Raw genomic sequence first — 22,286 nt, 5'->3', positions numbered from 1 at the left:
GCGACCCGGCGGGTCACCGTAGTATCGGACGATCTCGTGGGGGAAGGCGGGCGGACATGGGCAGGCAGCGTCCGGGTACGCCGACGCTGGAGGAGGTGGCCGCCCGCGCAGGCGTGGGGCGAGGCACCGTCTCAAGGGTCGTCAACAACGCGGCCGGTGTGCGCGACTCGACGCGCCGCGCCGTGCAGCGGGCCATCGCCGAGCTGGGGTACGTGCCGAATCTCGCGGCCCGTTCGCTGGCCGGCCACCGTGCGGACGCCGTCGCGCTGGTGATGACGGAGCCGGACTGGCGGCTGTTCGGGGAGCCGTTCTTCACGGAGATCGTCCACGCCGTCGGCGACGCCCTCACCGACACCCCGTTGCAGCTGCTGCTCACCCTGGTCCGCACGGACACCGAGCGGCGGCGTTTCGTGGAGTACGCGCGCGGCGGCCGGGTCGACGGGGTGCTGCTCATGTCCGTGCACGCCAAGGATCCGCTGCCCGACATGCTCGCCGACGCGGGGCTGCCCACCGTCATGCTGGGGCGGCGTTCCGGCGAGGAGTGCGTCACCTACGTCGACGCGGACAACGCGGGTGGTGCGCGCGGCGCGGTGACGTATCTGCTGGACGCCGGCCGGCGCACGATCGGGGCCATCAGCGGACCGCTCGACATGTACGTCGCCCAGTGCCGACTGCGCGGCTACCGGGAGGCGCTGGAGCAGGCGGGCGTGACTGCGGGGCCGTCGCTGGTCGTCGAGGGGAGCGACTTCACGGAGGAGAGCGGGCACCGGGCGATGACCGACCTGCTGGCCCGGCACCCGGACCTGGACGCGGTCTTCGCCGCCTCGGACACGCTGGCCGCCGGGGCGCTCAACGCACTGCGGGCCGCGGGCCGGCGGGTGCCGCAGGACGTCGCCGTGATCGGCTTCGACGACTTCCACCCGGCCCGGCCCACGGACCCGCCGCTGACGACCGTCCGGCAGCCGCTGGAGGAGATCGGCCGCACGATGGTGCGGCTGCTGCTGGAGGAGATGGAGGACGCCCCGGTCGCCTGGCGGCACGTCATCCTCCGTACCGAGCTGGTACTCCGGGACTCCGCCTGAGCGATCGGAACCTGGCCGCCGGGAGCGCTCCCGGAGCGGACCCCTCCCACCTGCGGCTTCGAGATTCGTTCGACAACTATGGCGCGCACAGTCTTGTCAGGAACATGAACCGCTTCTACAGTCCCATCAACCGGTAAGTGGGAGCGCTCCCATCAGTGGGGAGTTGGGAGCGCTCCCGCACCGGCCCCTCTTTCCCCCACCCTTCCGGAGAGGCCCCCATGCGAACGTTACGGCCCCGTGCCCGCGCCCCGCGCGGCCTCTTGGCGGCCCTGGGCGCGGCCTTCGCGGCCTTCGCCCTCGTGTCGTCCCTGGTGACAGCCGCCGCGCCCGCCCAGGCGGACACCACGATCTGCGAACCGTTCGGGACGACGACGATCCAGGGCAGATACGTCGTCCAGAACAACCGCTGGGGCTCCACCGCCACCCAGTGCGTCACCGCCACCGACACCGGCTTCCGGGTCACGCAGGCCGACGGCTCGGCACCGACCAACGGGGCGCCGAAGTCGTACCCGTCGGTCTTCAACGGCTGCCACTACACGACCTGTTCACCGGGCACGGACCTCCCCGTCCGGCTCGACACCGTCTCCGCGGCGCCGTCCAGCATCTCGTACGGCTTCGTCGACAGCGCCGTCTACAACGCCTCGTACGACATCTGGCTGGACCCGACGGCCCGTACCGACGGGGTGAATCAGACCGAGATCATGATCTGGTTCAACAGGGTGGGTCCGATCCAGCCCATCGGCTCACCGGTGGGCACGGCCTCCGTCGGCGGTCGGACCTGGGAGGTGTGGAGCGGCGGCAACGGCTCGAACGACGTGCTGTCGTTCGTGGCACCGTCGGCCATCACCGGCTGGAGCTTCGACGTCATGGACTTCGTCCGGGCGACCGTCGCGCGCGGACTCGCCGAGAACGACTGGTACCTGACGAGCGTTCAGGCCGGGTTCGAGCCGTGGCAGAACGGCGCCGGACTGGCGGTGAACTCCTTCTCCTCCACCATCGAGACCGGCACTCCCGGCGGCACCGACCCCGACCCCGGCGGCCCGGGCGGCCCGTCGGCGTGTGCGGTGGCGTACGGCACGAACGTCTGGCAGGACGGCTTCACCGCGGACGTCACCGTCACCAACACGGGCACGGCTCCCGTCGACGGCTGGCAACTCGCCTTCACCCTGCCCTCCGGTCAGCGGATCACCAACGCCTGGAACGCGTCCCTGACACCCTCCTCTGGGTCCGTCACGGCAACCGGCGCGAGCCACAACTCCCGGATCGCACCGGGCGGCAGCCTGTCGTTCGGCTTCCAGGGCACCTACGGCGGCGCGTTCGCCGAGCCGACCGGCTTCCGCCTGAACGCCACCGCCTGCACCACGGCGTAACGGCCCCGCCTCCCCGCCCGTCCGGTCGAAGCGCCCGCCCCGGACGGGCGGGGGTTCCACGGCAGGCCGTCCCCGATCTTGTCATGAACTGATCATCCAAGCGCTCGTTCAGACATTCGTTCAGACACTTGTCAGCCCACTCACGGACCGCAACCAGGAGACCCCCTATGGTTCGACGCACCAGACTCCTCACCCTCGCGGCGGTGCTGGCCACCCTGCTCGGCTCGCTCGGCGTGACCCTTCTGCTCGGGCAGGGGCGGGCCGAGGCGCACGGCGTGGCGATGATGCCCGGCTCCCGCACCTACCTGTGCCAGCTGGACGCCAAGACCGGCACCGGCGCCCTCGACCCGACGAACCCCGCCTGTCAGGCCGCCCTCGACCAGAGCGGGGCGACGGCCCTGTACAACTGGTTCGCCGTGCTCGACTCCAACGCGGGCGGCCGCGGCGCCGGTTACGTGCCCGACGGCACCCTGTGCAGCGCCGGCGACCGTTCCCCGTACGACTTCTCCGCCTACAACGCCGCCCGCTCGGACTGGCCCCGCACGCACCTGACGTCGGGTGCGACGATCCCGGTGGAATACAGCAACTGGGCAGCTCATCCCGGTGACTTCCGGGTGTACCTGACCAAGCCGGGCTGGTCGCCCACGTCCGAGCTGGGCTGGGACGACCTGGAGCTGATCCAGACGGTGACCGACCCGCCCCAGCAGGGCTCGCCGGGCACCGACGGGGGCCACTACTACTGGGACCTCGCGCTGCCGTCGGGCCGCTCGGGCAACGCGCTGATCTTCATGCAGTGGGTGCGTTCGGACAGCCAGGAGAACTTCTTCTCCTGCTCGGACGTGGTCTTCGACGGCGGCAACGGAGAGGTCACCGGCATCCGCGGTTCCGGCAGCACCCCCGACCCGGATCCGACACCGACCCCGACGGACCCGACCACCCCGCCCACGCACACCGGCTCCTGCATGGCCGTGTACTCGGTGGAGAACTCCTGGAGCGGCGGCTTCCAGGGTTCGGTCGAGGTGATGAACCACGGCACCGAGCCGCTGAACGGCTGGGCCGTGCAGTGGCGGCCGGGCGGCGGGACCACGCTCGGCGGGGTGTGGAACGGTTCGCTGACCAGCGGCTCCGACGGTACGGTCACGGTCCGCAACGTGGACCACAACCGCGTCGTACCACCGGACGGGAGCGTGACCTTCGGCTTCACCGCCACGTCGACGGGCAATGACTTCCCGGTCGACTCGATCGGCTGCGTGGCACCCTGACGCACAGCCGACGCACGCACCGACGCACGCCCCGAGGCACGCCAGGAAAGGCGTCGGGGCAGGCGTCGGCACCCGGTCGGCGGGGGCGCCAGGGCTCCCGCCGACCTCACGTGCCGGTTACAAATCGCTCAACCTCTGGTTGCGAAGCGGTGAGCGGGCGACGATAGGGCCATGACTCCGGCCCAGCGCGCCTTCGAGCGGCTGCAAGCCTGGCCCGACCTCTCGGCGGGTCCGGCCAGTTGCGGAACCGGACGGGCACTGTGCTCCGTCCGCGACGAGATCGTCCACTTCCACTCGGACCGGGACGTGGACCTCCACCTCACCCACCGGGCCATCCAGCGTTTCCAGTACGACCTGGGCGGCTCCACCGCCATCCGTCTGGTGCCCGGCTCCCGTTGGGTGACCGTGCACCTGGACTGCGACGCGGACGTGGATCTGCTGTTGAGCCTGGTGAGCATCGCCCTGAAGGCGCATCAGTCCCGGCCCCCGGCCGACCTCGCCCCGGGTCCGCCGGGGCCGACGGCGCTGTCGGCACCCCCGGGGTGCAACTTCCACCGGGTCACGGTGCTTCCGCGGGCCGCGGCCGGGGAGGCCTGAGTCCGGCCGCCGCCAGGGCAGCACCGAGAACGCAGAGGACGCCGGTGACGACCACGGCCACGTGCACGCCGTTCATGAACGCCTGCCCGCTGCCCTCCACCACGGCGGCCCGCAGCCCGGCCGGCATCTCGCCGGAGACGGGCGCCACGCCCATGGCCACGGCGTCCCGGGCCTCCTGGAGACCGTGGGCCACGGCCGGGGGCACGCCCGCGCCGGTCAGCTCACCGGTGAGGGTGGCGCCCACCTCGGCGCTGATCAGGGAGACCAGCACGGACGTGCCGAGCGCGCCGCCGATCTGCAGGGTCGTCGCCTGGAGACCGCCCGCCACCCCGCCGTCCCGGACGGGGGCGTTGCCCACGATGGCGTCGGAGGAGGCCGCCATCACCATGCCGACGCCGAGGCCGAGCGCGATGAAAGGCGGCCACATCGTGGCGTAGGCGGAGTCGGTCTGCCAGGTGAGCATGCCGAAGCAGGAGGCGGCCTGGAGCAGCATGCCCAGCGGCATGGTCAGCCGCGGCCCGAAGCGCTGGGTCAGGGCCGCGCCCAGTGGCGAGGCGACCAGCGAGGCGAGGCTGAGCGGGAGCGTGCGCACGCCCGCCTCGACCGGCGTGAAGCCGCGCACGTTCTGCAGGTAGAGCATGACGAAGAAGATCACGCCGAGCATCACGAAGAAGTTCAGCGCGGTGACGATCGCGCCGATGGTCAGCGCGCGGCTGCGGAACAGGCGCATCGGCAGCAGCGGGTGCTCCACGCGGGTCTCGTACCGGCCGAACACGAGGAGGAGCAGGAGACCGGCGGCTACGGCGCCGAGGGTGCCGGCGGAGGTCCAGCCCCAGGTCTCGCCCTTGACGACACCGAAGACGACGGCCAGGAGGCCGAGGGCGAGCAGGACGAGCCCGGGTATGTCGAAGCGCTCGCGGCTCGCGGCGTTGCGGCTCTCCGGGAGGACGAGGGCGCCGAAGGCGATGGCGGCGACGCCGATGGGGGCGTTGACGTAGAAGACGGACTCCCAGTCGACGTGCTCCACGAGGAGGCCGCCGACGATGGGCCCGAGGGCCGTGGCGACGGCGGAGACCATGGCCCAGATACCGACGGCCATGCCGAACTTCCTGGGCGGGAAGACGGAGCGGAGCAGGCCGAGGGTGTTGGGCATCAGCAGTCCGCCGAAGGCGCCTTGGAGGGCGCGGAAGGCGACGACGCCCTCGATCGAACCGGCCAGGCCGATGGCGATCGAGGCGAGGGTGAAGCCTGCGACGCCCACCAGGTAGTAGGTGCGGCGGCCGAAGCGGTCACCGAGCTTGCCGCCCAGGATGAGGGTGGCGGCGAGGGCCAGCAGGTAGGCGTTGGTCACCCACTGGAGCTGGGCGGTGGACGCGTGCAGGTCGCTGCCGATCTCGGGGTTGGCGATGGCGACGACGGAACCGTCGAGCTGGACCATGAACAGGCCGAACGCGACGGCGAGGAGGGTCAGCCACGGGTTGGACCGCAGGCGGCCGGCTGCCCCCGGCGCGGGGGCGGGCTCGGCCGCGGGCATGGCGGGGTGATCCACGGACGTGGAGGGCATGGAGGAGCTTCTCTTCCGGTTTCAGGGGTGGTGCGGGAAGGGAACGGCGCGCCGCGAGGGCGGGCACAGGGGTCAGCGGACGCCGGGGTGGAGGTGCCGCGTCAACGCGTCGAGGGCGTCCAGGGCGGAGCCCAGCGCGCCCTGCTGGCCCTCGGTGAGGGAGGTCAGGGCGTGGCGGATGAACGCGGTCTCCAGTTCCCGCACCTCGGACACCCGCTCACGGGCCGTGGCCGTGAGGTGGAGGTGGGCGACCCGCTTGTCGGCGCTGTCCCGCCGGCGCTCCAGGTCACCCTGCTCGACGAGCTGGGAGACCAGGGCACTGACGTTGTTCGGCTTCATCAGCAGGGCCTCGGCGGCCTCGCGCACCGTGACGCCCTCGTGCTGCGCGACGTACCGCAGCAGGGCGAGCTGCCCCTCGGGGGGTTTGGGGTGCGGGTACCGGGCGGTGACCTGCCGGTCCAGCGCCCGGTGCAGCACGGGAAGGCACGCCGCGAGCCCGGAGGCCATGCGGTCGATGTCCCGGCGAGGGGTGCTGGAGGTGGTCACCCCGAGACAATAGATATGGTCAGATAGGTATGTCAAAAGAGGTTTCTGGCCGAGGCGGCGGGAGCCGCCCCGCCACGGGTGCCGCGCAACGCACTCGCAACGTTCCCCGTGCTGGCATGTGCGGTATGGGCGACACATACGAGGAGACCCCGCGCGTCGAGCTGACCCCCGAGGCGTCCGTACTGCTGCGGCGACTCCGCGAGGCGCACGGCCCGCTGATGTTCCACCAGTCCGGCGGTTGCTGCGACGGCAGCGCGCCCATGTGCTATCCGGCCGGCGAGTTCCGCACCGGCGCCTCGGACATCCTGCTCGGCGAGCTGGCCGTCGACGGCGTCGAGGAGCCGGTGGAGTTCTGGATGTCCCGCAGCCAGTACGAGGCGTGGCGCCACACCCGGCTGATCGTCGACGTGGTCCCGGGCCGGGGCAGCGGCTTCTCCCTGGAGGCACCCGAGGGGGTGCGCTTCCTCATCCGCTCCCGCGTCGTGGACGTCTAAGAGCCCGTCCCCTTCGGCCGTCAGCGCACGAGGGGCAGGAAGATCGTGTCGACGATCTCCTCGACGACGTCCTCGGGGACCGGCGCGAGGGTCGCGAGGATCTCCTGGCGCAGCAGGTCGAAGGGGAGGGACCTGACGCGCCCGGTGAGCCGTTCCGGCCCGGCCTCGCCGCGGGCGACGGCCCGGTCGTAGACCTCGGCGAGCGCGTCCGCGGACTTCCCGCGCGCCGCGTCGAGCAGCTCGCCGGGGCTGGTGCCGGTCTCCTGGCAGTAGCCGGCCAGGTGCGCGTACATGAGGATGACGAGCTGGGCGTTGGCCGTGCCGATCTCCCGCATGAGGGCGAGGAGGTCCCCCCGCAGGCTTCCCGTGTCGGGGGTGTCGACGCGGGCTTCCTCCAGGACATGGGCGACGGCCGCCCTGGCCAGTACCTGGACCGCGTCGGCCCCCGCCGGGTCGCCGTCACCGCCTTCGCCCTCGTCGCCGTGGCCACGGTGCCGTTCGCCTTCGTCACCGCCGGCACCGGCGGGGCCGTGCTCACGGTCGCGCTGTTCGTCCGCGGCATCGCGCTCGGCGCCGCCATGGTCGCGCCGATGGGCGCCGCCTACGTCGGGCTGCGGCACCAGGAGATCCCGGACGCGGGTGTCATCACCCGCGTCGCCCAGCAGATCGGCGGCTCCGTGGGCATCGCCGTGCTCGCCGTCGTCCTGCAGCACGCCTCGGCCGGCGCCCACGGCCCGAGCGCCCTGGCCGGCGCCTTCGACCGGGCCTTCTGGTGGTCGGCGGCCCTCACCGCTCTCGCCGTCCCGCTGTGTCTGCTGCTGCCCGGCCGACCGCAGCCCCCGCCCCCCGCCCGGACGGCACCGACCGGCGAGGCCGTCGATCCCCGCCGCCCTACGGTCTGAGGCTGCCCACGATGTCCGCCGTGGCGGTCAGTCCGCTGTTGATGGTCGGCGCGATGCTCGTGCTCGCCAGGTAGAAGCCGAGCAGCAGACACACCAGGGCGTGCGAGACCTTCAGTCCGCCGTTGCGCAGGAAGAGCACCGCCAGGATGGACAGCAAGAGCACCACAGAGATGGAAACGGCCATCGTCAACCTCCTCCGCCACGTCCACTTCGCGGCGTTCGGCCGTAAGTGTGGCGTAGCGGAGGGTTCGTCCGGGCGGCTGACCTGTCCTCCGAACGAGTGGTGTCGAGACGCTGTCCTACGCCTCCCGGTGCGCGTCGAGGAACGCTTCGAGGCCCGCGAGGTCGTCCGTGTTGAGGTGGTCGACACCGGCGGCGAGCAGTTCGCCCCACACTGCGTCCCGCGGCGGTCCCGCCACATCGGGCGTGGCCCAGAAGCGCACCCGCTGCCCGCGCGCGTGGGCCGCGCCCACGATGTCCCGCAGTCTGCGCCGCTCGGCGGCCGGGAAGGTGCCGACGCCCTGCCAGGTGAAGTTGAGCGTCCAGTTGTCGCTGATCAGCGGGGCGAACGAGGCCGGTGCCGAGGTGCCGAGGTCGGTGAGGCGGCCGTCGTAGAAGGCGCGGCGGCTGCGCTGGGCCTCCATCGGCGCACGGGCCGCCCGGTCTCCGGAGACGACCGCCGTGACGGCTCCCGGGAAGACCCGCCCGTGGGCGTAGGAGGTGAACAGGTGCTTGTAGCGGCGCAGTCGGCGGTCGAGTTCTAGGTAGGTCGCCTCGCCCTCGGTCTTGATGTCGATCAGGAGTTGCAGGGAGCCGCGGTCCCGTCGGTAGACCCGGCCGTGCTGCGCGCGGACGCGGGCGGCGAGCGGGTCGAGGTAGAGCGACTCCAGAGTGCGGGACGGGTCGAGGTCCTCGGGGTCGTGGGCGACCAGGAGTTGGCCGCCGACCAGGTAGATGTCGGCCTCGACGCTGCCGAAGCGGTGGTCGAGGGCGTCGAGGAGGGGCCGGGGGTGCTCGTAGTCGTTGTGGGCGTGCGCACGCCACAGCGGGCGCGGTCCGTGGCCGCCCTGGGACGCCAGCGCGGAGCCGGCGGGCAGGGCGACCGCGCCCGCGAGGGCGGCGCCGAGAGTGGTGAGGGCTCTGCGTCGGGTGGTGAGGGCCATGCTCTGCCTCCCTGGAAGTGCCGTACGGGACGCCTGTGAGTATGGGGTCCCGACGGCCCAGGGAGCAGAGCCGTGCGGCGAGTTGGCCGGACCGCCGCCGGTCGTTCACTTCGGTCGTTCACCTCACCCGCGCGTGTTTCCCCCACCGGGCGCACCCGCGCGCGGGCGGGTGCGTCAGGGAGCCCGCAGGTCGACCAGTTCGGCCAGCGCCGCGCGGTGGGTGCCCGCCGCTCCGTAGGCGATCGAGTCGGCCTTGGCCCGCTTGAGGTACAGGTGGACCGGGTGTTCCCACGTCATGCCGATGCCGCCGTGCAGTTGCAGCGCCTCCTCGGCGGCGTGCACGGCGACCTGGGCCGCGTACGCCTGGGCCACGGCGACGGCCACGTCGGTGTCCGCGCCGGTCGCCAGGGCGTCGGCCGCGTTCCGGGCCGCGGCGCGCAGGCCCGCCACCTCCAGCCAGAGCCGGGACAGCCGGTGCTTGAGCGCCTGGAAACCGCCGACCTGGCGGTTGAACTGCTTGCGTTCCTTGAGGTAGCGGACCGTCTCGGTCAGCAACCAGTCGGCGAGGCCCAGCTGTTCGGAGGCGAGCAGCCCGGCACCGGCCCGCAGGGCACGGCGTACGGCCGGTTCCGCGTCGCCGAGGCGACGCCCCGAGGCGCCGTCGAGGGTCACGCGCGCCAGCGGCCGGGTCGAGTCGAGCGACACCTGCTCGGTGACCGCGGCGTCCGAGGCGCCGACCGCGTACAGGCCCCCGTCGTCCGCGGGCACGAGCAGCACGTCGGCGACGGACGCGTCGGCGATGCCGGTCAACTCCCCGTGCAGCGCGCCTGCTTCGAGCCGGACCCGCGGGACGTCGCCGCCCGGTGCGACGTGCAGCCCGACGGCGAGCACGGCGACGGTGGTGGCGGACGCCAGCTCGCCGAGCAGGTCGTCCGCCCCGCAGGCCAGCAGCGCCTCGGTGGCGACGACGGCGCTCGTCAGGTACGGCACCGGTGCGACCGCGCGGCCCAGTTCCTCCAGGACCACGGCGGCTTCGCGGTGGGTGGCGCCCTGCCCGCCCAGTTCCTCCGGGATCAGCAGGCCCGCGAGGCCCATCGAGTCGGCGAGGGCCTTCCACAGCGGCACGTCGTGACGGGCGGCCGACTCGGTGCGGGTGATGACGCCCGCCGGGTCGCAGTGGTCGGTGAGCAGGTCCCGGACGGCGGCGCGCAGCGCCTCTTCCTCCTCCGAGAGGAGCAGGGCGGGTTCCGGCTGTGCGCTCATCGGGCGAGGTCCTTCCATGCGACGTCCTTGTCGGTGCGCGGCTCGGCGGGCAGGCCGAGGACGCGCTCGGCGACGATGTTCAGCAGGACCTCGCTGGTCCCGCCCTCGATGCTGTTGCCCTTGGACCGCAGGTAGCGGTATCCGGCGTCGCGGCCGGTGAAGTCGACCAGTTCGGGGCGGCGCATGGTCCAGTCGTCGTAGAGCAGGCCCTCCGCACCGAGGAGTTCCACCTCCAGGCCGCTGATCTCCTGGTTGAGCCGGGCGAAGTTCAGCTTCATGCCGGCGCCCTCGGGGCCGGGCTGCCCGGCCGCCAGTTGCTGGCGCAGGCGTACGCCGGTGAGGCGGGCGACCTCGGCCTCGACCCACAGGCCGAGCAGCCGCTGGTGCAGGTCGTGGGTGCGCAGGTCGGGGCGTTCCCGCCAGGTCTCGGCGATCTTGCCGATCATGCCGCCCTCGCGGGGGATCGGCGTGCCGCCGATGGCGACGCGTTCGTTGTTCAGCGTGGTCTGGGCGACCCGCCAGCCGTCGCCGACCTCGCCGAGGCGGCGGGAGTCGGGGATGCGGACGTCGGTGAGGAACACCTCGTTGAACTCGGCCTCGCCGGTGATCTGGCGCAGCGGCCGCACCTCGACGCCGGGGTCGGTCATGTCGCACACGAAGTACGTGATGCCCCGGTGTTTGGGCACGTCCGGGTCGGTGCGGGCGATGAGGATGGCCCAGCGGGCGAGGTGCGCGCTGGAGGTCCACACCTTCTGCCCGCCCACGACCCAGTCCTCACCGTCCCGTACCGCGCGCGTGCCGAGGGCGGCCAGGTCGGATCCGGCGCCCGGCTCGCTGAAGAGCTGGCACCAGACCTCCTCGCCGGTCCACAGCGGGCGCAGCAGCCGGCGCTTCTGCTCCTCGGTGCCGTACTGGAGGATGGTCGGGGCGGCCATGCCGAGGCCGATGCCGATGCGGCGCGGGTCGTTGTCGGGGGCGCCTTCCGCCGCCAGCTCGGTGTCCACGACGGCCTGGAGGGCGCGCGGGGCGCCGAGGCCGCCGAGGCCCTCCGGGTAGTGCACCCAGGCGAGTCCCGCGTCGAAGCGGGCGCGCAGGAAGTCCAGGCGTCCGGTGGTCGCCGGCGGGTGGGCGGCCAGCAACTCCTGGGTACGGCGGCGCAGTTCCGCTGCGTCGGTCATGCGACGGCTCCCTTCTCCGTGGCCTGCGTGTTCGTGGTCTGCGGTACTGCCTTCTCGGGTACGACGGCCACCCGGCCGGTCGTCCTGCCGTCGGCGACGCGCTGCACGGCGTCCGCCGCCCCGTCGAGCGGGACCCGCTCGCTCACCAGCGGCTTGACGGCGCCCCGTGCGGCCAGCTCGGTGAGCTGCTCGTGGCAGTGCCGGACCAGCTGCGGGTCCTTGGTGTTGTACAGGCCCCAGTGCAGGCCGAGGATCGCGTAGTTCTTCACCAGCGCGTGGTTGAGTGCCGGGCTGGGGATCGTGCCGCTCGCGAAGCCGACGACGACGATCCGGCCCTCGAAGGCGACGACCTTGGCGGACTGGGCGTAGGCCTGGCCGCCCACGGGGTCGTAGATCACGTCGGCGCCCCGGCCGCCGGTGGCCTCCTTCACGGCCGCGACGACGTCCTCGGCATGCCGGTCGACGACCACGTCGCAGCCGAGTTCGCGGGCGACGGCCGCCTTCTCCGGGCCGCCGACGACGCCGACGACGGTGGCGCCGGCCGCCTTGCCGAGCTGCACGGCGGCGCTGCCGACGCCGCCCGCGGCGGCGTGGACGAGCAGGGTCTCGCCGGCTTCCAGCCGGGCCCGGCGGTGCAGGCCGAACCAGCCGGTCTGGTAGCCGATGTGCAGGGCGGCCGCCTCGGCGTCGTCCAGGGAGTCCGGCGCGGGCAGCAGGGCGCGGGCGTCGGCGAGGGCGTACTCGGCGAAGCCGCCGTGCGGCAGCGCGGGGTTGGCGATGACGCGTCGCCCGTCCTCGGTCTCGCCGCAGATCTCCACGCCCGGCGTGAACGGCAGCGGCGGCCGGACCTGGTACTGCCCGCGGCACAGCAGGGCGTCCGGGAAGTTGATGTTCGCGGCGCGGACCCTCAGCAGGACCTGACCCTCGCCTGGCGTCGGCGGCGCCACGTCCGCGAGGCGCATCACCTCGCCCGGCTCGCCGTTCTCGTGCACCTGCCATGCCTGCATGCGGGGCCTCCACCGACTGCGTCGTCCGACCGGGTCATCCGCATACTAAGCGGTCGCTTGCCGATCAGGGAACAGGGTGCGGGCTCACGCCTGCGCGGGCCGCGCCCGTACGTGCATCCGCTCCCCCTGCGGCCCGAAGAGGCTGAGGAACTCGGCCGGCCCCTCCCCCGTCGACCCGAACCAGTGCGGCACCCGCGTGTCGAACTCCGCGGCCTCCCCCGCCGACAGCACCACGTCGTGCTCGCCGAGCACGAGCCGCAGCCGCCCCGAGAGGACGTACAGCCACTCGTACCCCTCGTGGGTGCGCGGGTCCGGCTCCTCCCGGCGCTGGGGCTCCAGCACCTTGAACGCCTGGAGGCCGCCCGCCTGGCGGGTGAGCGGCCAGTGGGTGCGGCCGTGGCGCACGATGGGTTTGGCGCGCACCCGGGGGTCGCCGACCGGTGGCGCACCGACCAGTTCGTCCAGCGGCACCTGGTGGGCCTGGGCGATCGGCAGCAGCAGTTCGAGGCTCGGTCTGCGCAGGCCCGACTCGAGCCGCGACAGGGTGCTGACCGAGATGCCGGTCGCCTCGGACAGTGCGGCCAGGGTCACCTCCCGCTCCTTGCGCACCTGGCGGAGCCTCGGCCCGACACCGGCGAGGACATCGTCTGCGGTCGTCATGCGTTTATTGCAGTTCCGGCAAACTCATTTGTCAATCCCGTCGGACCCGAGCGACCTTCTACGTGGAGGTGGTCACCATGACCCAGAACACGGACCTCAACGATCTGAAGGATCTGAAGGACCCGTCCGGAACGTACGACGTGGTGGTCGTCGGCGGCGGCGCGGCCGGGCTCTCCGCCGCGCTCGTGCTGGGCCGCTCCCGGCTGCGCACGCTGGTGGTCGACGCCGGTGAGCCGCGCAACGCGCCCTCGGACCACATGCAGGGCTACCTGACCCGGGACGGCATGTCCCCCGCCGAGTTCCTGGCCCTCGGCCGGGAGGAGATCGCCCGTTACGGGGTGGACCTGGTACGCGACCGCGCGGTGGACGTGTCCAGGGACGGAGACTTCGCGGTGGAGCTGGCCGGCGGGGACACCGTGCACGCCCGCCGGCTGATCGTCACCACCGGTCTCAGGGACGAGCTGCCGGCCGTGCCCGGGGTCGCCGAGCGGTACGGCCGGGACGTGCTGCACTGCCCGTTCTGCCACGGCTGGGAGGTGCGGGACGAACGCTTCGGCGTCCTCGCCACCAGCCCGCTCAGCGTGCACCAGGCGCTGATGGTGTCCGGCTGGTCGGACGACGTGACGCTCTTCCTGCACACGGTCGCCGAGCGGGAGCTGTCCGACGACGACCTGCGGCGGCTCGCCGCGGCCGGGGTCAAGGTGGTGCCCGGCGAGGTGGCCGCCCTGCGGGTCGAGGACGACCGGCTGACCGGGGTGCGGCTGGCGGACGGCACGGCGCACGACCGCACGGTGGTGTTCGTCGCCCCGAAGGCGGTCCCGCAGACCGGCCTGATGGAGCGGCTGGGGGCGGAGCTGCAGGAGACGCCGTTCGGCGCCTACCCGGTGGTGGACCCGACGGGCCGGACCAGCGTGCCGGGCGTGTGGACCGCGGGCAACGCGATGGGCTTCGCCGAGCAGGTCGTGCACGCGGCGAGCGGCGGGTACCGCGCGGCGTCGGCGATCGTCGGCGACCTGATCATGTCGGACCTGGACGCCGCCCTCGCGGAGTGAGGGCACTCCGGAGCAGCCGGGAAGGGCGTACGCGGACTCGCGCGGCAGCCGCGGGGTGTGCGCCCGCCCGCTCCGGTGCACCATGACTGCATGCTGCTTGCCCGGTTGGCCCAGGTGTCCCGGGAGGTCGCGGCCACGTCGGCGCGGTCCCGGAAGACCGTCCTGCTCGCGGAGCTGTTCCGTGAGGCGGAGGCGGCGGACGTGCCGGTCGTCATCCCGTACCTGGCGGGACGGCTCCCGCAGGGCCGGATCGGCGTCGGCTGGAAGGTGCTGAGCCGCCGCGTCCCGCCCGCGGACGCACCGACCCTGACCGTACGTGACGTGGACGCCCGTCTCACCCGGCTCGGCGCGGTCTCCGGCGCCGGTTCGCAGGCCGAGCGGACCCGGCTGGTCGGCGAGCTGATGGGCGCCGCCACGGAGGACGAGCAGCGCTTCCTGATCGGGCTGCTCACCGGGGAGGTCCGCCAGGGCGCCCTGGACGCGGCCGCCGTCGAGGGCCTGGCCGCGGCGACGGACGCTCCCCCGGCGGACGTACGGCGTGCGGTGATGCTCGCGGGGTCGCTCCAGACGGTGGCCGAAGCCCTGCTGGCCGACGGACCCGGCGCCCTCGACCGGTTCCGGCTCACCGTCGGACGGCCCGTGCTGCCGATGCTGGCGCACAGCGCGTCCTCGGTCGCCGAGGCGGTCGGCAAGCTGGGCGCCGCCGCGGTGGAGGAGAAGCTGGACGGCATCCGCGTCCAGGTGCACCGGGACGGCGGCACCGTGCGGATCTACACCCGCACCCTGGACGACATCACCGACCGGCTCCCCGAGGTCACCGAGGCGGCCCTGGCGCTGTCCGGCGAGCGGTTCATCCTGGACGGCGAGGCGATCTCCCTCGACGCGGACGGGCGCCCCCGTTCCTTCCAGGAGACGGCCGGCCGGGTCGGCTCCCGCACCGACGTGGCCACGGCCGCGCGGGCGGTCCCGGTCTCGGCGGTCTTCTTCGACGCACTCTCCGTCGACGGCCGCGACCTGCTCGACCTGCCGCTGACCGAACGGCACGCGGAGCTGGCGCGGCTGGTCCCCGAACCCCTGCGGGTACGGCGCACTCCGGTACACGGCCCGGAGGACACCGGTGCGGCGGAGGAGTTCCTCGCCCGGACACTGGCGCGCGGGCACGAGGGCGTCGTCGTCAAGGGGCTCGACGCCGCCTACAGCGCGGGACGGCGCGGCGCGTCCTGGCTGAAGGTCAAGCCGGTCCACACGCTCGACCTGGTGGTGCTGGCCGCCGAGTGGGGCCACGGCCGCCGCACCGGCAAGCTCTCCAACCTCCACCTGGGCGCCCGCACCGCCGACGGCTCCTTCGCGATGCTCGGCAAGACCTTCAAGGGCATGACCGACGCGCTGCTGACCTGGCAGACCGAGCGCCTCGGGGAGCTGGCCGTCGAGGAGCACGGCTGGGGCGTGACCGTACGCCCCGAGCTCGTCGTCGAGATCGCCTACGACGGCCTGCAGCGCTCCACCCGCTACCCGGCCGGCGTCACCCTCCGCTTCGCGCGCGTGGTCCGCTACCGCGAGGACAAGCGCCCCGCGGACGCGGACACCGTGGACACCCTGCTCGCCGCGCACCCCGGGGTGGCCCCGTGAGGCGCAGCGCGGGTCTGCTGCTGCACCGGCGCGCTCCCGGCGGCGAGCTCCAGGTGCTCCTCGGGCACATGGGCGGCCCGTTCTACACCCGCCGGGACGCCGGGGCGTGGACCGTGCCCAAGGGCGAGTACGACTCCGGGGAACCGGCCTGGGAGGCGGCCCGGCGGGAGTTCGAGGAGGAGCTGGGGCTGCCGCCGCCCGAGGGCGGGGCCGTCCCGCTCGGCGAGGTCCGCCAGGCGGGCGGGAAGTTCGTCACGGTCTGGGCGGTCGAGGCCGACCTCGATCCGGCGACCGTGGTCCCCGGCACCTTCACGATGGAGTGGCCGCCGAAGTCGGGTCGGACCGAGGAGTTCCCCGAGCTGGACCGGGTGGCGTGGTTCGGCCTCGACCGGGCCCGCGAGGTGATCGTGAAGGCGCAGACCGCGTTTCTCGACCGGCTGGCTGAGCACTCGCACTGACGAGAGGCGAAGACGGACGGCGGCTTCCGGACGCGCGCCGGGCCGCGGGAGCCACCTGCGGGACCCGTCCGCGTTGCGGCACTCCGCGCCGCGCGCCAAGGTCGAAGCACGAAGGCACCCAGGGAGGTCGGCCATGCCCATCGCGACGGTGAACCCGGCGAACGGCGAGACGCTCAGGACGTACGAGGCCATGGGCGAGGAGGAGATCGAGCGCCGGATCGAGCTCGCGGAGGCCACCTTCCGCACCTACCGGACCACGGGGTTCTACGAGCGGGCCGGGCTGATGCGCCGCGCCGCCGACCTTCTCGAGGCCGATCAGAAGGAGATCGGGAAGGTCATCACCACGGAGATGGGCAAGCCGGTGAAGCAGGCCCGCGCGGAGGCGGCCAAGTGCGCCAAGGCGATGCGCTGGTACGCCGACCACGCGGCGGAGCTGCTGGCCGACGAGGAGCCCGCCGAGGCCGACGTGAAGGACTCCGGCGCCTCCCGGGCCCTGGTCCGCTACCGGCCGCTCGGCCCGGTGCTCGCGGTGATGCCCTGGAACTTCCCGCTCTGGCAGGTGATCAGGTTCGCGGCGCCCGCGCTGATGGCGGGCAACGTCGGGCTGCTCAAGCACGCCTCGAACGTGCCGCAGACCGCCCTCTACCTGGAGGACCTGTTCCACCGGGCGGGCTTCCCCGAGGGCTGCTTCCAGACACTCCTCATCGGTTCCGCCCAGGTCGACGACGTCCTGCGCGACGAACGGGTGCGGGCCGCCACCCTCACCGGCAGCGAACCGGCGGGCCGCGCGGTGGCCGCCACGGCCGGGGAGATGATCAAGAAGACGGTGCTCGAGCTGGGCGGCAGCGACCCGTTCGTCGTCATGCCCTCCGCCGACGTCGAGCGGGCCGCCGAGGTGGCGGTGACCGCGCGCACGCAGAACGCCGGGCAGTCGTGCATCGCCGCCAAGCGGTTCATCGTGCACACCGACGTCTACGACGCCTTCGCCGAGCGCTTCACCGAGGGGATGCGGGCGCTGAAGGTCGGCGACCCGATGGACGAGGGGACCGAGGTCGGCCCGCTCTCCAGCGAGCAGGGTCTGAACGACCTGGTGGAGCTGGTCGACGACGCGGTGCGCGGCGGGGCGAGCGTGCTGTGCGGCGGCGAACGTCCGGACGGGCCGGGCTGGTACTACCCGCCGACCGTCCTGGCGGACGTCACCCGCGAGCTGCGCATCCACCGCGAGGAGGCCTTCGGACCGGTCGCCACGCTCTACCGGGCGGCCGACCTGGACGAGGCGGTGCTGATCGCCAACGACACCGACTTCGGCCTCAGTTCGAACGTGTGGACGCGCGACGACGCTGACGTGGACCGATTCGTCCGGGACCTGGAGGCGGGCGGCGTGTACGTGAACGGGATGACGGCGTCCCACCCGGCGTTCCCGTTCGGCGGGGTCAAGCGGTCGGGCTACGGGCGTGAGCTGTCCGGGCACGGAATCCGCGAGTTCTGCAACATCACCACCGTATGGCACGGAGGGTGAGCCTTCCGCGACTACGATCCCCTTTGTGAACCGCGAAGTGACCCTGCCTCTGATCGTCGACGACCGCGGCACGCTCCAGGTCGCCGCGTCCGACGTGAGCAAGCTGCTGCGCACGGTCGGCGGACGGTGGCTGCGGCTGGTGGAGACCGGCGAGGAGAGCCTGGACGAGGACACCGTCGCGGCCCTCACCATCGAGCTGGCCAAGCTGGCCGACCGGATCGACGTGGCGTGCATCGCCCACAGCAGCGGCCCCTCCTCCTGACGCCTGCCGCCCGGCTCCCCGAGACGGAGTAACCCGGCGAGAGATCACTGCCCCGGTGAGTGATCGTGGATGGGCACCCCTGAAAGGTGCACCACTTTCCGGCCGGGGGGCCGCAAGCCTTCCGCGAGGCGAAAGCAGGCACGGTTCATGGCGACTTTGTGCAGACCCTCGGTGTCCGTCCCGGAGCACGTGATCACGATGGAGGAGACGCTGGAGCTGGCGCGTCGGCGTCACACGGGCCATCCTCAACTGCCGCTCGCGCTCCGGCTGATAGAGAACACCGGGGTCCGCACCCGGCACATCGTGCAGCCCATCGAGGACACCCTGGAGCACCCCGGCTTCGAGGACCGCAACAAGGTCTACGAACGGGAGGCGAAGTCCCGGGTCCCGGCCGTGATCCAGCGCGCTCTGGACGACGCGGAGCTGCTCGCCACCGACATCGACGTGATCATCTACGTCTCCTGCACGGGCTTCATGATGCCCTCGCTCACGGCGTGGCTGATCAACGAGATGGGTTTCGACAGCACCACGCGCCAGATACCCATCGCCCAGCTGGGCTGTGCGGCCGGCGGTGCGGCGATCAACCGGGCCCACGACTTCTGCACCGCCTACCCCGAGGCCAACGCCCTCATCGTGGCCTGCGAGTTCTGCTCGCTGTGCTACCAGCCCACCGACCTCGGCGTGGGCTCCCTGCTCTGCAACGGCCTCTTCGGCGACGGGATCGCCGCCGCGGTGGTCCGCGGCCGGGGCGGCACCGGAGTACGCCTGGAGCGCAACGGCTCGTACCTGATCCCCGAGACCGAGGACTGGATCATGTACGACGTGAAGGCGACCGGTTTCCACTTCCTGCTGGACAAGCGGGTGCCGGCCACCATGGAGCCGCTCGCGCCGGCACTCAAGGAGCTGGCGGGAGACCACGGTTGGGACGCCGCCGACCTGGACTTCTACATCGTGCACGCGGGCGGCCCCCGGATCCTCGACGACCTCAGCAAGTTCCTCCAGGTGGATCCGCACGCCTTCCGGTTCAGCCGGGCGACGCTCACCGAGTACGGCAACATCGCCAGCGCCGTCGTCCTGGACGCGCTGCGCCGGCTGTTCGACGAAGGGGGCGTCACCGACGGGGCGCGCGGGCTGCTGGCCGGTTTCGGTCCGGGCATCACCGCCGAGATGTCCCTGGGCTGCTGGCGGACCGCGGACGTGCGGCGCAGCGTGCGGCAGGACGTGACGCGGACCGCGGCACAGGGTGTGACGCGAAGTGTGAGGCAGCCATGAGCGAAGAGACGATCTCCCAGGCCGTGCCGCCCGTCCGGGACTGGCCGGCCGTCGACCTGCCCGGCAGCGACTTCGACCCGGTGCTGACCGAGCTGATGCGCGAGGGTCCCGTCACCCGGATCTCGCTGCCCAACGGCGAGGGCTGGGCCTGGCTCGTGACCCGCCACGACGACGTCCGCCTGGTCACCAACGACCCCCGGTTCGGGCGCGAGGCCGTCATGGACCGCCAGGTCACCCGGCTGGCCCCGCACTTCATCCCGGCGCGCGGCGCGGTCGGCTTCCTGGACCCGCCCGACCACACCCGGCTGCGCCGCTCGGTGGCCGCGGCCTTCACCGCGCGGGGCGTGGAGCGGGTGCGCGAGCGGTCCCGGGGCATGCTCGACGAGCTGGTCGACGCCATGCTGAGGGCCGGTCCGCCCGCCGACCTCACCGAGGCGGTGCTGAGCCCGTTCCCCATCGCGGTGATCTGCGAGCTGATGGGTGTGCCGGCCACCGACCGGCACTCCATGCACACCTGGACCCAGCTGATCCTGTCCTCCTCGCACGGCGCCGAGGTCAGTGAGCGGGCCAAGAACGAGATGAACGCCTACTTCTCGGATCTCATCGGGCTCCGGTCCGACAGCGCGGGCGAGGACGTCACCTCGCTGCTGGGTGCCGCCGTGGGGCGGGACGAGATCACGCTGACGGAGGCCGTCGGGCTCGCGGTGCTGCTCCAGATCGGCGGCGAGGCGGTCACCAACAACAGCGGGCAGATGTTCCACCTGCTGCTGACCCGCCCGGAGCTGGCCGAACGCCTGCGCTCCGAGCCGGAGATCCGCCCCCGGGCCATCGACGAGCTGCTGCGCTGGATCCCGCACCGCAACGCCGTGGGGCTGTCCCGGATCGCCCTGGAGGACGTGGAGATCAAGGGGGTGCGGATCCGCGCGGGCGACGCCGTCTACGTCTCGTACCTGGCGGCCAACCGCGACCCGGAGGTGTTCCCCGACCCGGACACCATCGACTTCGAGCGCTCCCCCAACCCGCACGTGTCCTTCGGCTTCGGCCCGCACTACTGCCCGGGCGGCATGCTGGCCCGGCTGGAGTCGGAGCTGCTCGTCGACGCGGTCCTGGACCGGGTGCCGGGGCTGAAGCTCGCGGTGGCGCCGGAGGACGTGCCCTTCAAGAAGGGTGCGCTGATCCGCGGTCCCGAGGCCCTGCCGGTGACGTGGTGAGCGGCCTGGTCGCGGCGGCCGAGGGGCTGCTGGTGCCGCCCGGTCAGGGCAGGGTGGTGCAGGCGCCGGCCCAGCACGTGACCTTCAAGGTGACCGGTTCACACTCGCGCATGGCGTCCACCTTCGAGGTGATCGTGCCGCCGGGGTTCGACGTCGGCGCCCATGTGCACACCCGCAGCGAGGAGCTGTTCTACGTGCTGGAGGGCGAGCTGGACGTGCTCGCCTTCGAGCCGCGGGTCCGTACGCCGGACAGCTGGCGGAAGTGGGAGTCGGCCTCGGGCAACCGGGTGGTGCGCGCCACCCCGGGCACGGTCATCGTCGTACCCCCCGGCTGTCCTCACGCCTTCGCGAACCCGACGGGCGAGCCGGCCAAGATGTTCTTCCAGGCCAGCCCGCCCCCCGACCACGAGCGCTACTTCGAGGAACTGCTGGAGATCCTCGGCGACGGCGGCCCACCGGACCACGAGGCGATCGAGGCGCTGCGGGCGAAGTACGACATCGAGCAGCTGACGCCGCTGCGACACGGTTAGCGAATCGGCATCCCCGCGAGCGTCCGCGCGATCACCAGCCGCTGGATCTCACTCGTGCCCTCGAAGATCGTGTAGATCGCGGAGTCCCGGTGCATCCGCTCCACCGGGTACTCCCGCGTGTAGCCGTTGCCGCCCAGGATCTGGACCGCCTGGGCGGTCACCGTCTTCGCGGTCTCGCTGGCGAAGAGCTTGGACATCGAGCCCTCGGCCGCCGTGAACGGCTTGCCGTTGATCGCCATCCAGGAGGCCCGCCACACCAGCAGCCGGGCCGCGTCGATGGACGTGCGCATGTCGGCGAGCTGGAAGGCGACGCCCTGGTTGTCGATGATGGGGCGGCCGAACTGCTCCCGGGTCTGCGCGTACTCCAGCGCCACCTCGTAAGCGGCACGCGCGGTGCCCACCGCCATCGCGCCGACCGCCGGGCGGGACGCCTCGAAGGTGGCCATCGCCGCGTTCTTCACGCGCTCGCCGCCCTTCTTGGCCTTCTCCCGGGCACGGGCCAGGCGGGCGTCCAGCTTCTCCTTGCCGCCGAGCAGGCAGGAGCCGGGCACGCGCACGTTGTCGAGGACGACCTCGGCGGTGTGCGAGGCGCGGATGCCGTGCTTCTTGAACTTCTGGCCCTGCGACAGCCCCGGCGTGCTCGGCGGGACGATGAAGGAGGCGTGGCCCTTGGAGCCGAGGTCCGGGTCGACGACCGCGACGACGACGTGGACGTTGGCGATGCCGCCGTTGGTCGCCCAGGTCTTGGTGCCGCTCAGCACCCACTCGTCCTTGGCCTCGTCGTACACGGCACGGGTGCGCATGGAGGCGACGTCGGAGCCGGCGTCGGGCTCGGAGGAGCAGAAGGCGGCGACCTTGACGTCGTTGGCGTCGCCGTACATCTGCGGGATCCAGGTGCCGATCTGCTCCTCGGTGCCGTTGGCGAGGACGCCGACGGCGGCGAGGCCCGTGCCGACGATCGACAGGGCGATGCCCGCGTCACCCCAGAACAGCTCCTCCATCGCCATGGGGATGCCGAGGCCGGTGGAGTCGAAGTACTGCTGGGCGTAGAAGTCCAGGGAGTAGATGCCGACCTTGGCGGCCTCCTGGATGACCGGCCAGGGGGTCTCCTCGCGCTCGTCCCATTCGGCGGCCGCGGGGCGGATGACGTCGGCCGCGAAGCCGTGCAGCCAGTCCCGGACCTCCTTCTGTTCGTCGCTCAGCTCCATGGTGAACTCGGCCATGTCCCCTCCAGTGACGCCCGTGCATGTTACTTGCGGTAACAC

At 72.5% G+C, this 22,286-nt stretch carries 23 protein-coding genes and 1 pseudogene; 14 read left to right on the top strand and 10 right to left on the bottom strand.

What is annotated here, in order from left to right:
- Positions 1-56 precede the first annotated feature (56 nt).
- The 4 genes from Sru02f_RS13850 to Sru02f_RS13835 all read left to right on the top strand — a co-directional run bounded on the left by Sru02f_RS13850 (position 57) and on the right by Sru02f_RS13835 (position 4,311).
- The gene (locus Sru02f_RS13850; RefSeq protein WP_109030321.1) at positions 57-1,082 is read left to right on the top strand and encodes a LacI family DNA-binding transcriptional regulator; all 1,026 of its coding nucleotides are present in this window, start codon (positions 57-59) and stop codon (positions 1,080-1,082) included.
- 218 nt (positions 1,083-1,300) lie between these two features.
- Positions 1,301-2,452 carry a GH12 family glycosyl hydrolase domain-containing protein gene (locus Sru02f_RS13845; RefSeq protein WP_109030320.1) on the top strand — a complete coding sequence of 384 codons (1,152 nt, stop codon included), beginning with the start codon at positions 1,301-1,303 and terminating at the stop codon, positions 2,450-2,452.
- A 167-nt stretch (positions 2,453-2,619) separates the two neighbouring features.
- Positions 2,620-3,714, top strand: coding sequence for a lytic polysaccharide monooxygenase (locus Sru02f_RS13840; RefSeq protein WP_109030319.1), 1,095 nt, complete (start codon positions 2,620-2,622; stop codon positions 3,712-3,714).
- A gap of 171 nt (positions 3,715-3,885) precedes the next feature.
- On the top strand, positions 3,886-4,311 hold the full coding sequence (locus tag Sru02f_RS13835; protein ID WP_109030318.1) for a luciferase domain-containing protein: 426 nt from the start codon (positions 3,886-3,888) through the stop codon (positions 4,309-4,311).
- On the opposite strand, the gene Sru02f_RS13830 is transcribed toward Sru02f_RS13835, so the two are convergent.
- Positions 4,274-5,875, bottom strand: coding sequence for an MFS transporter (locus tag Sru02f_RS13830; protein WP_109030317.1), 1,602 nt, complete (start codon positions 5,873-5,875; stop codon positions 4,274-4,276). The two genes, Sru02f_RS13835 and Sru02f_RS13830, sit on opposite strands and share 38 nt — an antisense overlap.
- A 72-nt stretch (positions 5,876-5,947) precedes the next feature.
- Positions 5,948-6,421, bottom strand: coding sequence for a MarR family winged helix-turn-helix transcriptional regulator (locus Sru02f_RS13825; RefSeq protein ID WP_109030316.1), 474 nt, complete (start codon positions 6,419-6,421; stop codon positions 5,948-5,950).
- 125 nt (positions 6,422-6,546) lie between these two features.
- Between Sru02f_RS13825 and Sru02f_RS13820 the strand changes: the two genes are divergently transcribed.
- Positions 6,547-6,915 (top strand): DUF779 domain-containing protein, encoded by a 369-nt coding sequence (locus tag Sru02f_RS13820; protein ID WP_109030315.1) that lies wholly within the window; start codon positions 6,547-6,549, stop codon positions 6,913-6,915.
- 20 nt (positions 6,916-6,935) lie between these two features.
- Here Sru02f_RS13820 and Sru02f_RS13815 read toward each other — a convergent pair.
- Positions 6,936-7,340, bottom strand: a pseudogene (locus Sru02f_RS13815) (TetR-like C-terminal domain-containing protein); the annotation flags it as partial.
- On the opposite strand from Sru02f_RS13815, the gene Sru02f_RS13810 reads away from it, so the two are divergent.
- Complete coding sequence (locus tag Sru02f_RS13810; protein ID WP_244941833.1) at positions 7,317-7,817, top strand: MFS transporter; 501 nt, start codon at positions 7,317-7,319, stop codon at positions 7,815-7,817. The pseudogene Sru02f_RS13815 and the gene Sru02f_RS13810 overlap by 24 nt on opposite strands.
- Here Sru02f_RS13810 and Sru02f_RS13805 read toward each other — a convergent pair.
- The 6 genes from Sru02f_RS13805 to Sru02f_RS13780 form a co-directional block, all read right to left on the bottom strand.
- Entirely contained in the window at positions 7,807-8,001 is a 195-nt protein-coding gene (locus tag Sru02f_RS13805; RefSeq protein WP_003977636.1) for a hypothetical protein, read from the bottom strand. The two genes, Sru02f_RS13810 and Sru02f_RS13805, sit on opposite strands and share 11 nt — an antisense overlap.
- A gap of 115 nt (positions 8,002-8,116) precedes the next feature.
- Entirely contained in the window at positions 8,117-8,980 is an 864-nt protein-coding gene (locus tag Sru02f_RS13800; RefSeq protein WP_109030314.1) for a phosphatidylinositol-specific phospholipase C/glycerophosphodiester phosphodiesterase family protein, read from the bottom strand.
- Between the two features lie 174 nt (positions 8,981-9,154).
- Positions 9,155-10,243 (bottom strand): acyl-CoA dehydrogenase family protein, encoded by a 1,089-nt coding sequence (locus Sru02f_RS13795; RefSeq protein ID WP_109030313.1) that lies wholly within the window; start codon positions 10,241-10,243, stop codon positions 9,155-9,157.
- Entirely contained in the window at positions 10,240-11,421 is a 1,182-nt protein-coding gene (locus Sru02f_RS13790) for an acyl-CoA dehydrogenase family protein (protein WP_109030312.1), read from the bottom strand. The genes Sru02f_RS13795 and Sru02f_RS13790 overlap by 4 nt, the downstream gene beginning before the upstream one ends.
- Entirely contained in the window at positions 11,418-12,428 is a 1,011-nt protein-coding gene (locus tag Sru02f_RS13785; protein ID WP_109030311.1) for an NADPH:quinone oxidoreductase family protein, read from the bottom strand. Before Sru02f_RS13785 ends, Sru02f_RS13790 begins: the two co-directional genes overlap by 4 nt.
- Before the next feature lie 84 nt (positions 12,429-12,512).
- Complete coding sequence (locus Sru02f_RS13780; RefSeq protein ID WP_109030310.1) at positions 12,513-13,088, bottom strand: helix-turn-helix domain-containing protein; 576 nt, start codon at positions 13,086-13,088, stop codon at positions 12,513-12,515.
- A 77-nt stretch (positions 13,089-13,165) separates the two neighbouring features.
- Between Sru02f_RS13780 and Sru02f_RS13775 the strand changes: the two genes are divergently transcribed.
- The 8 genes from Sru02f_RS13775 to Sru02f_RS13740 all read left to right on the top strand — a co-directional run bounded on the left by Sru02f_RS13775 (position 13,166) and on the right by Sru02f_RS13740 (position 21,021).
- Positions 13,166-14,140 carry an NAD(P)/FAD-dependent oxidoreductase gene (locus Sru02f_RS13775; RefSeq protein ID WP_109031406.1) on the top strand — a complete coding sequence of 325 codons (975 nt, stop codon included), beginning with the start codon at positions 13,166-13,168 and terminating at the stop codon, positions 14,138-14,140.
- 90 nt (positions 14,141-14,230) lie between these two features.
- Positions 14,231-15,769: an ATP-dependent DNA ligase gene (locus tag Sru02f_RS13770; protein ID WP_109030309.1), complete on the top strand. Its 1,539-nt coding sequence runs from the start codon at positions 14,231-14,233 to the stop codon at positions 15,767-15,769.
- The gene (locus Sru02f_RS13765) at positions 15,766-16,227 is read left to right on the top strand and encodes an NUDIX domain-containing protein (RefSeq protein ID WP_109030308.1); all 462 of its coding nucleotides are present in this window, start codon (positions 15,766-15,768) and stop codon (positions 16,225-16,227) included. Before Sru02f_RS13770 ends, Sru02f_RS13765 begins: the two co-directional genes overlap by 4 nt.
- Before the next feature lie 133 nt (positions 16,228-16,360).
- On the top strand, positions 16,361-17,746 hold the full coding sequence (locus tag Sru02f_RS13760) for an NADP-dependent succinic semialdehyde dehydrogenase (protein WP_109030307.1): 1,386 nt from the start codon (positions 16,361-16,363) through the stop codon (positions 17,744-17,746).
- 25 nt (positions 17,747-17,771) lie between these two features.
- Positions 17,772-18,008: a DUF6213 family protein gene (locus Sru02f_RS13755; RefSeq protein ID WP_003977626.1), complete on the top strand. Its 237-nt coding sequence runs from the start codon at positions 17,772-17,774 to the stop codon at positions 18,006-18,008.
- 69 nt (positions 18,009-18,077) lie between these two features.
- A complete protein-coding gene (locus Sru02f_RS13750) occupies positions 18,078-19,280 on the top strand; it encodes a 1,3,6,8-tetrahydroxynaphthalene synthase (RefSeq protein WP_280524880.1) in 1,203 nt (400 codons plus the stop codon).
- Positions 19,277-20,491, top strand: coding sequence for a cytochrome P450 (locus tag Sru02f_RS13745; RefSeq protein ID WP_109030305.1), 1,215 nt, complete (start codon positions 19,277-19,279; stop codon positions 20,489-20,491). The genes Sru02f_RS13750 and Sru02f_RS13745 overlap by 4 nt, the downstream gene beginning before the upstream one ends.
- A complete protein-coding gene (locus Sru02f_RS13740) occupies positions 20,488-21,021 on the top strand; it encodes a cupin domain-containing protein (RefSeq protein ID WP_109031405.1) in 534 nt (177 codons plus the stop codon). Before Sru02f_RS13745 ends, Sru02f_RS13740 begins: the two co-directional genes overlap by 4 nt.
- Here the strand turns inward: Sru02f_RS13740 and Sru02f_RS13735 are convergent.
- Positions 21,018-22,244, bottom strand: coding sequence for an acyl-CoA dehydrogenase family protein (locus Sru02f_RS13735; RefSeq protein ID WP_109030304.1), 1,227 nt, complete (start codon positions 22,242-22,244; stop codon positions 21,018-21,020). The two genes, Sru02f_RS13740 and Sru02f_RS13735, sit on opposite strands and share 4 nt — an antisense overlap.
- Positions 22,245-22,286 lie beyond the last annotated feature (42 nt).

The sequence above is a fragment of the Streptomyces rubrogriseus genome, from assembly GCF_027947575.1.
GTDB lineage: Bacteria > Actinomycetota > Actinomycetes > Streptomycetales > Streptomycetaceae > Streptomyces > Streptomyces rubrogriseus.
This window is presented reverse-complemented; position numbering and strand designations above follow the sequence as displayed.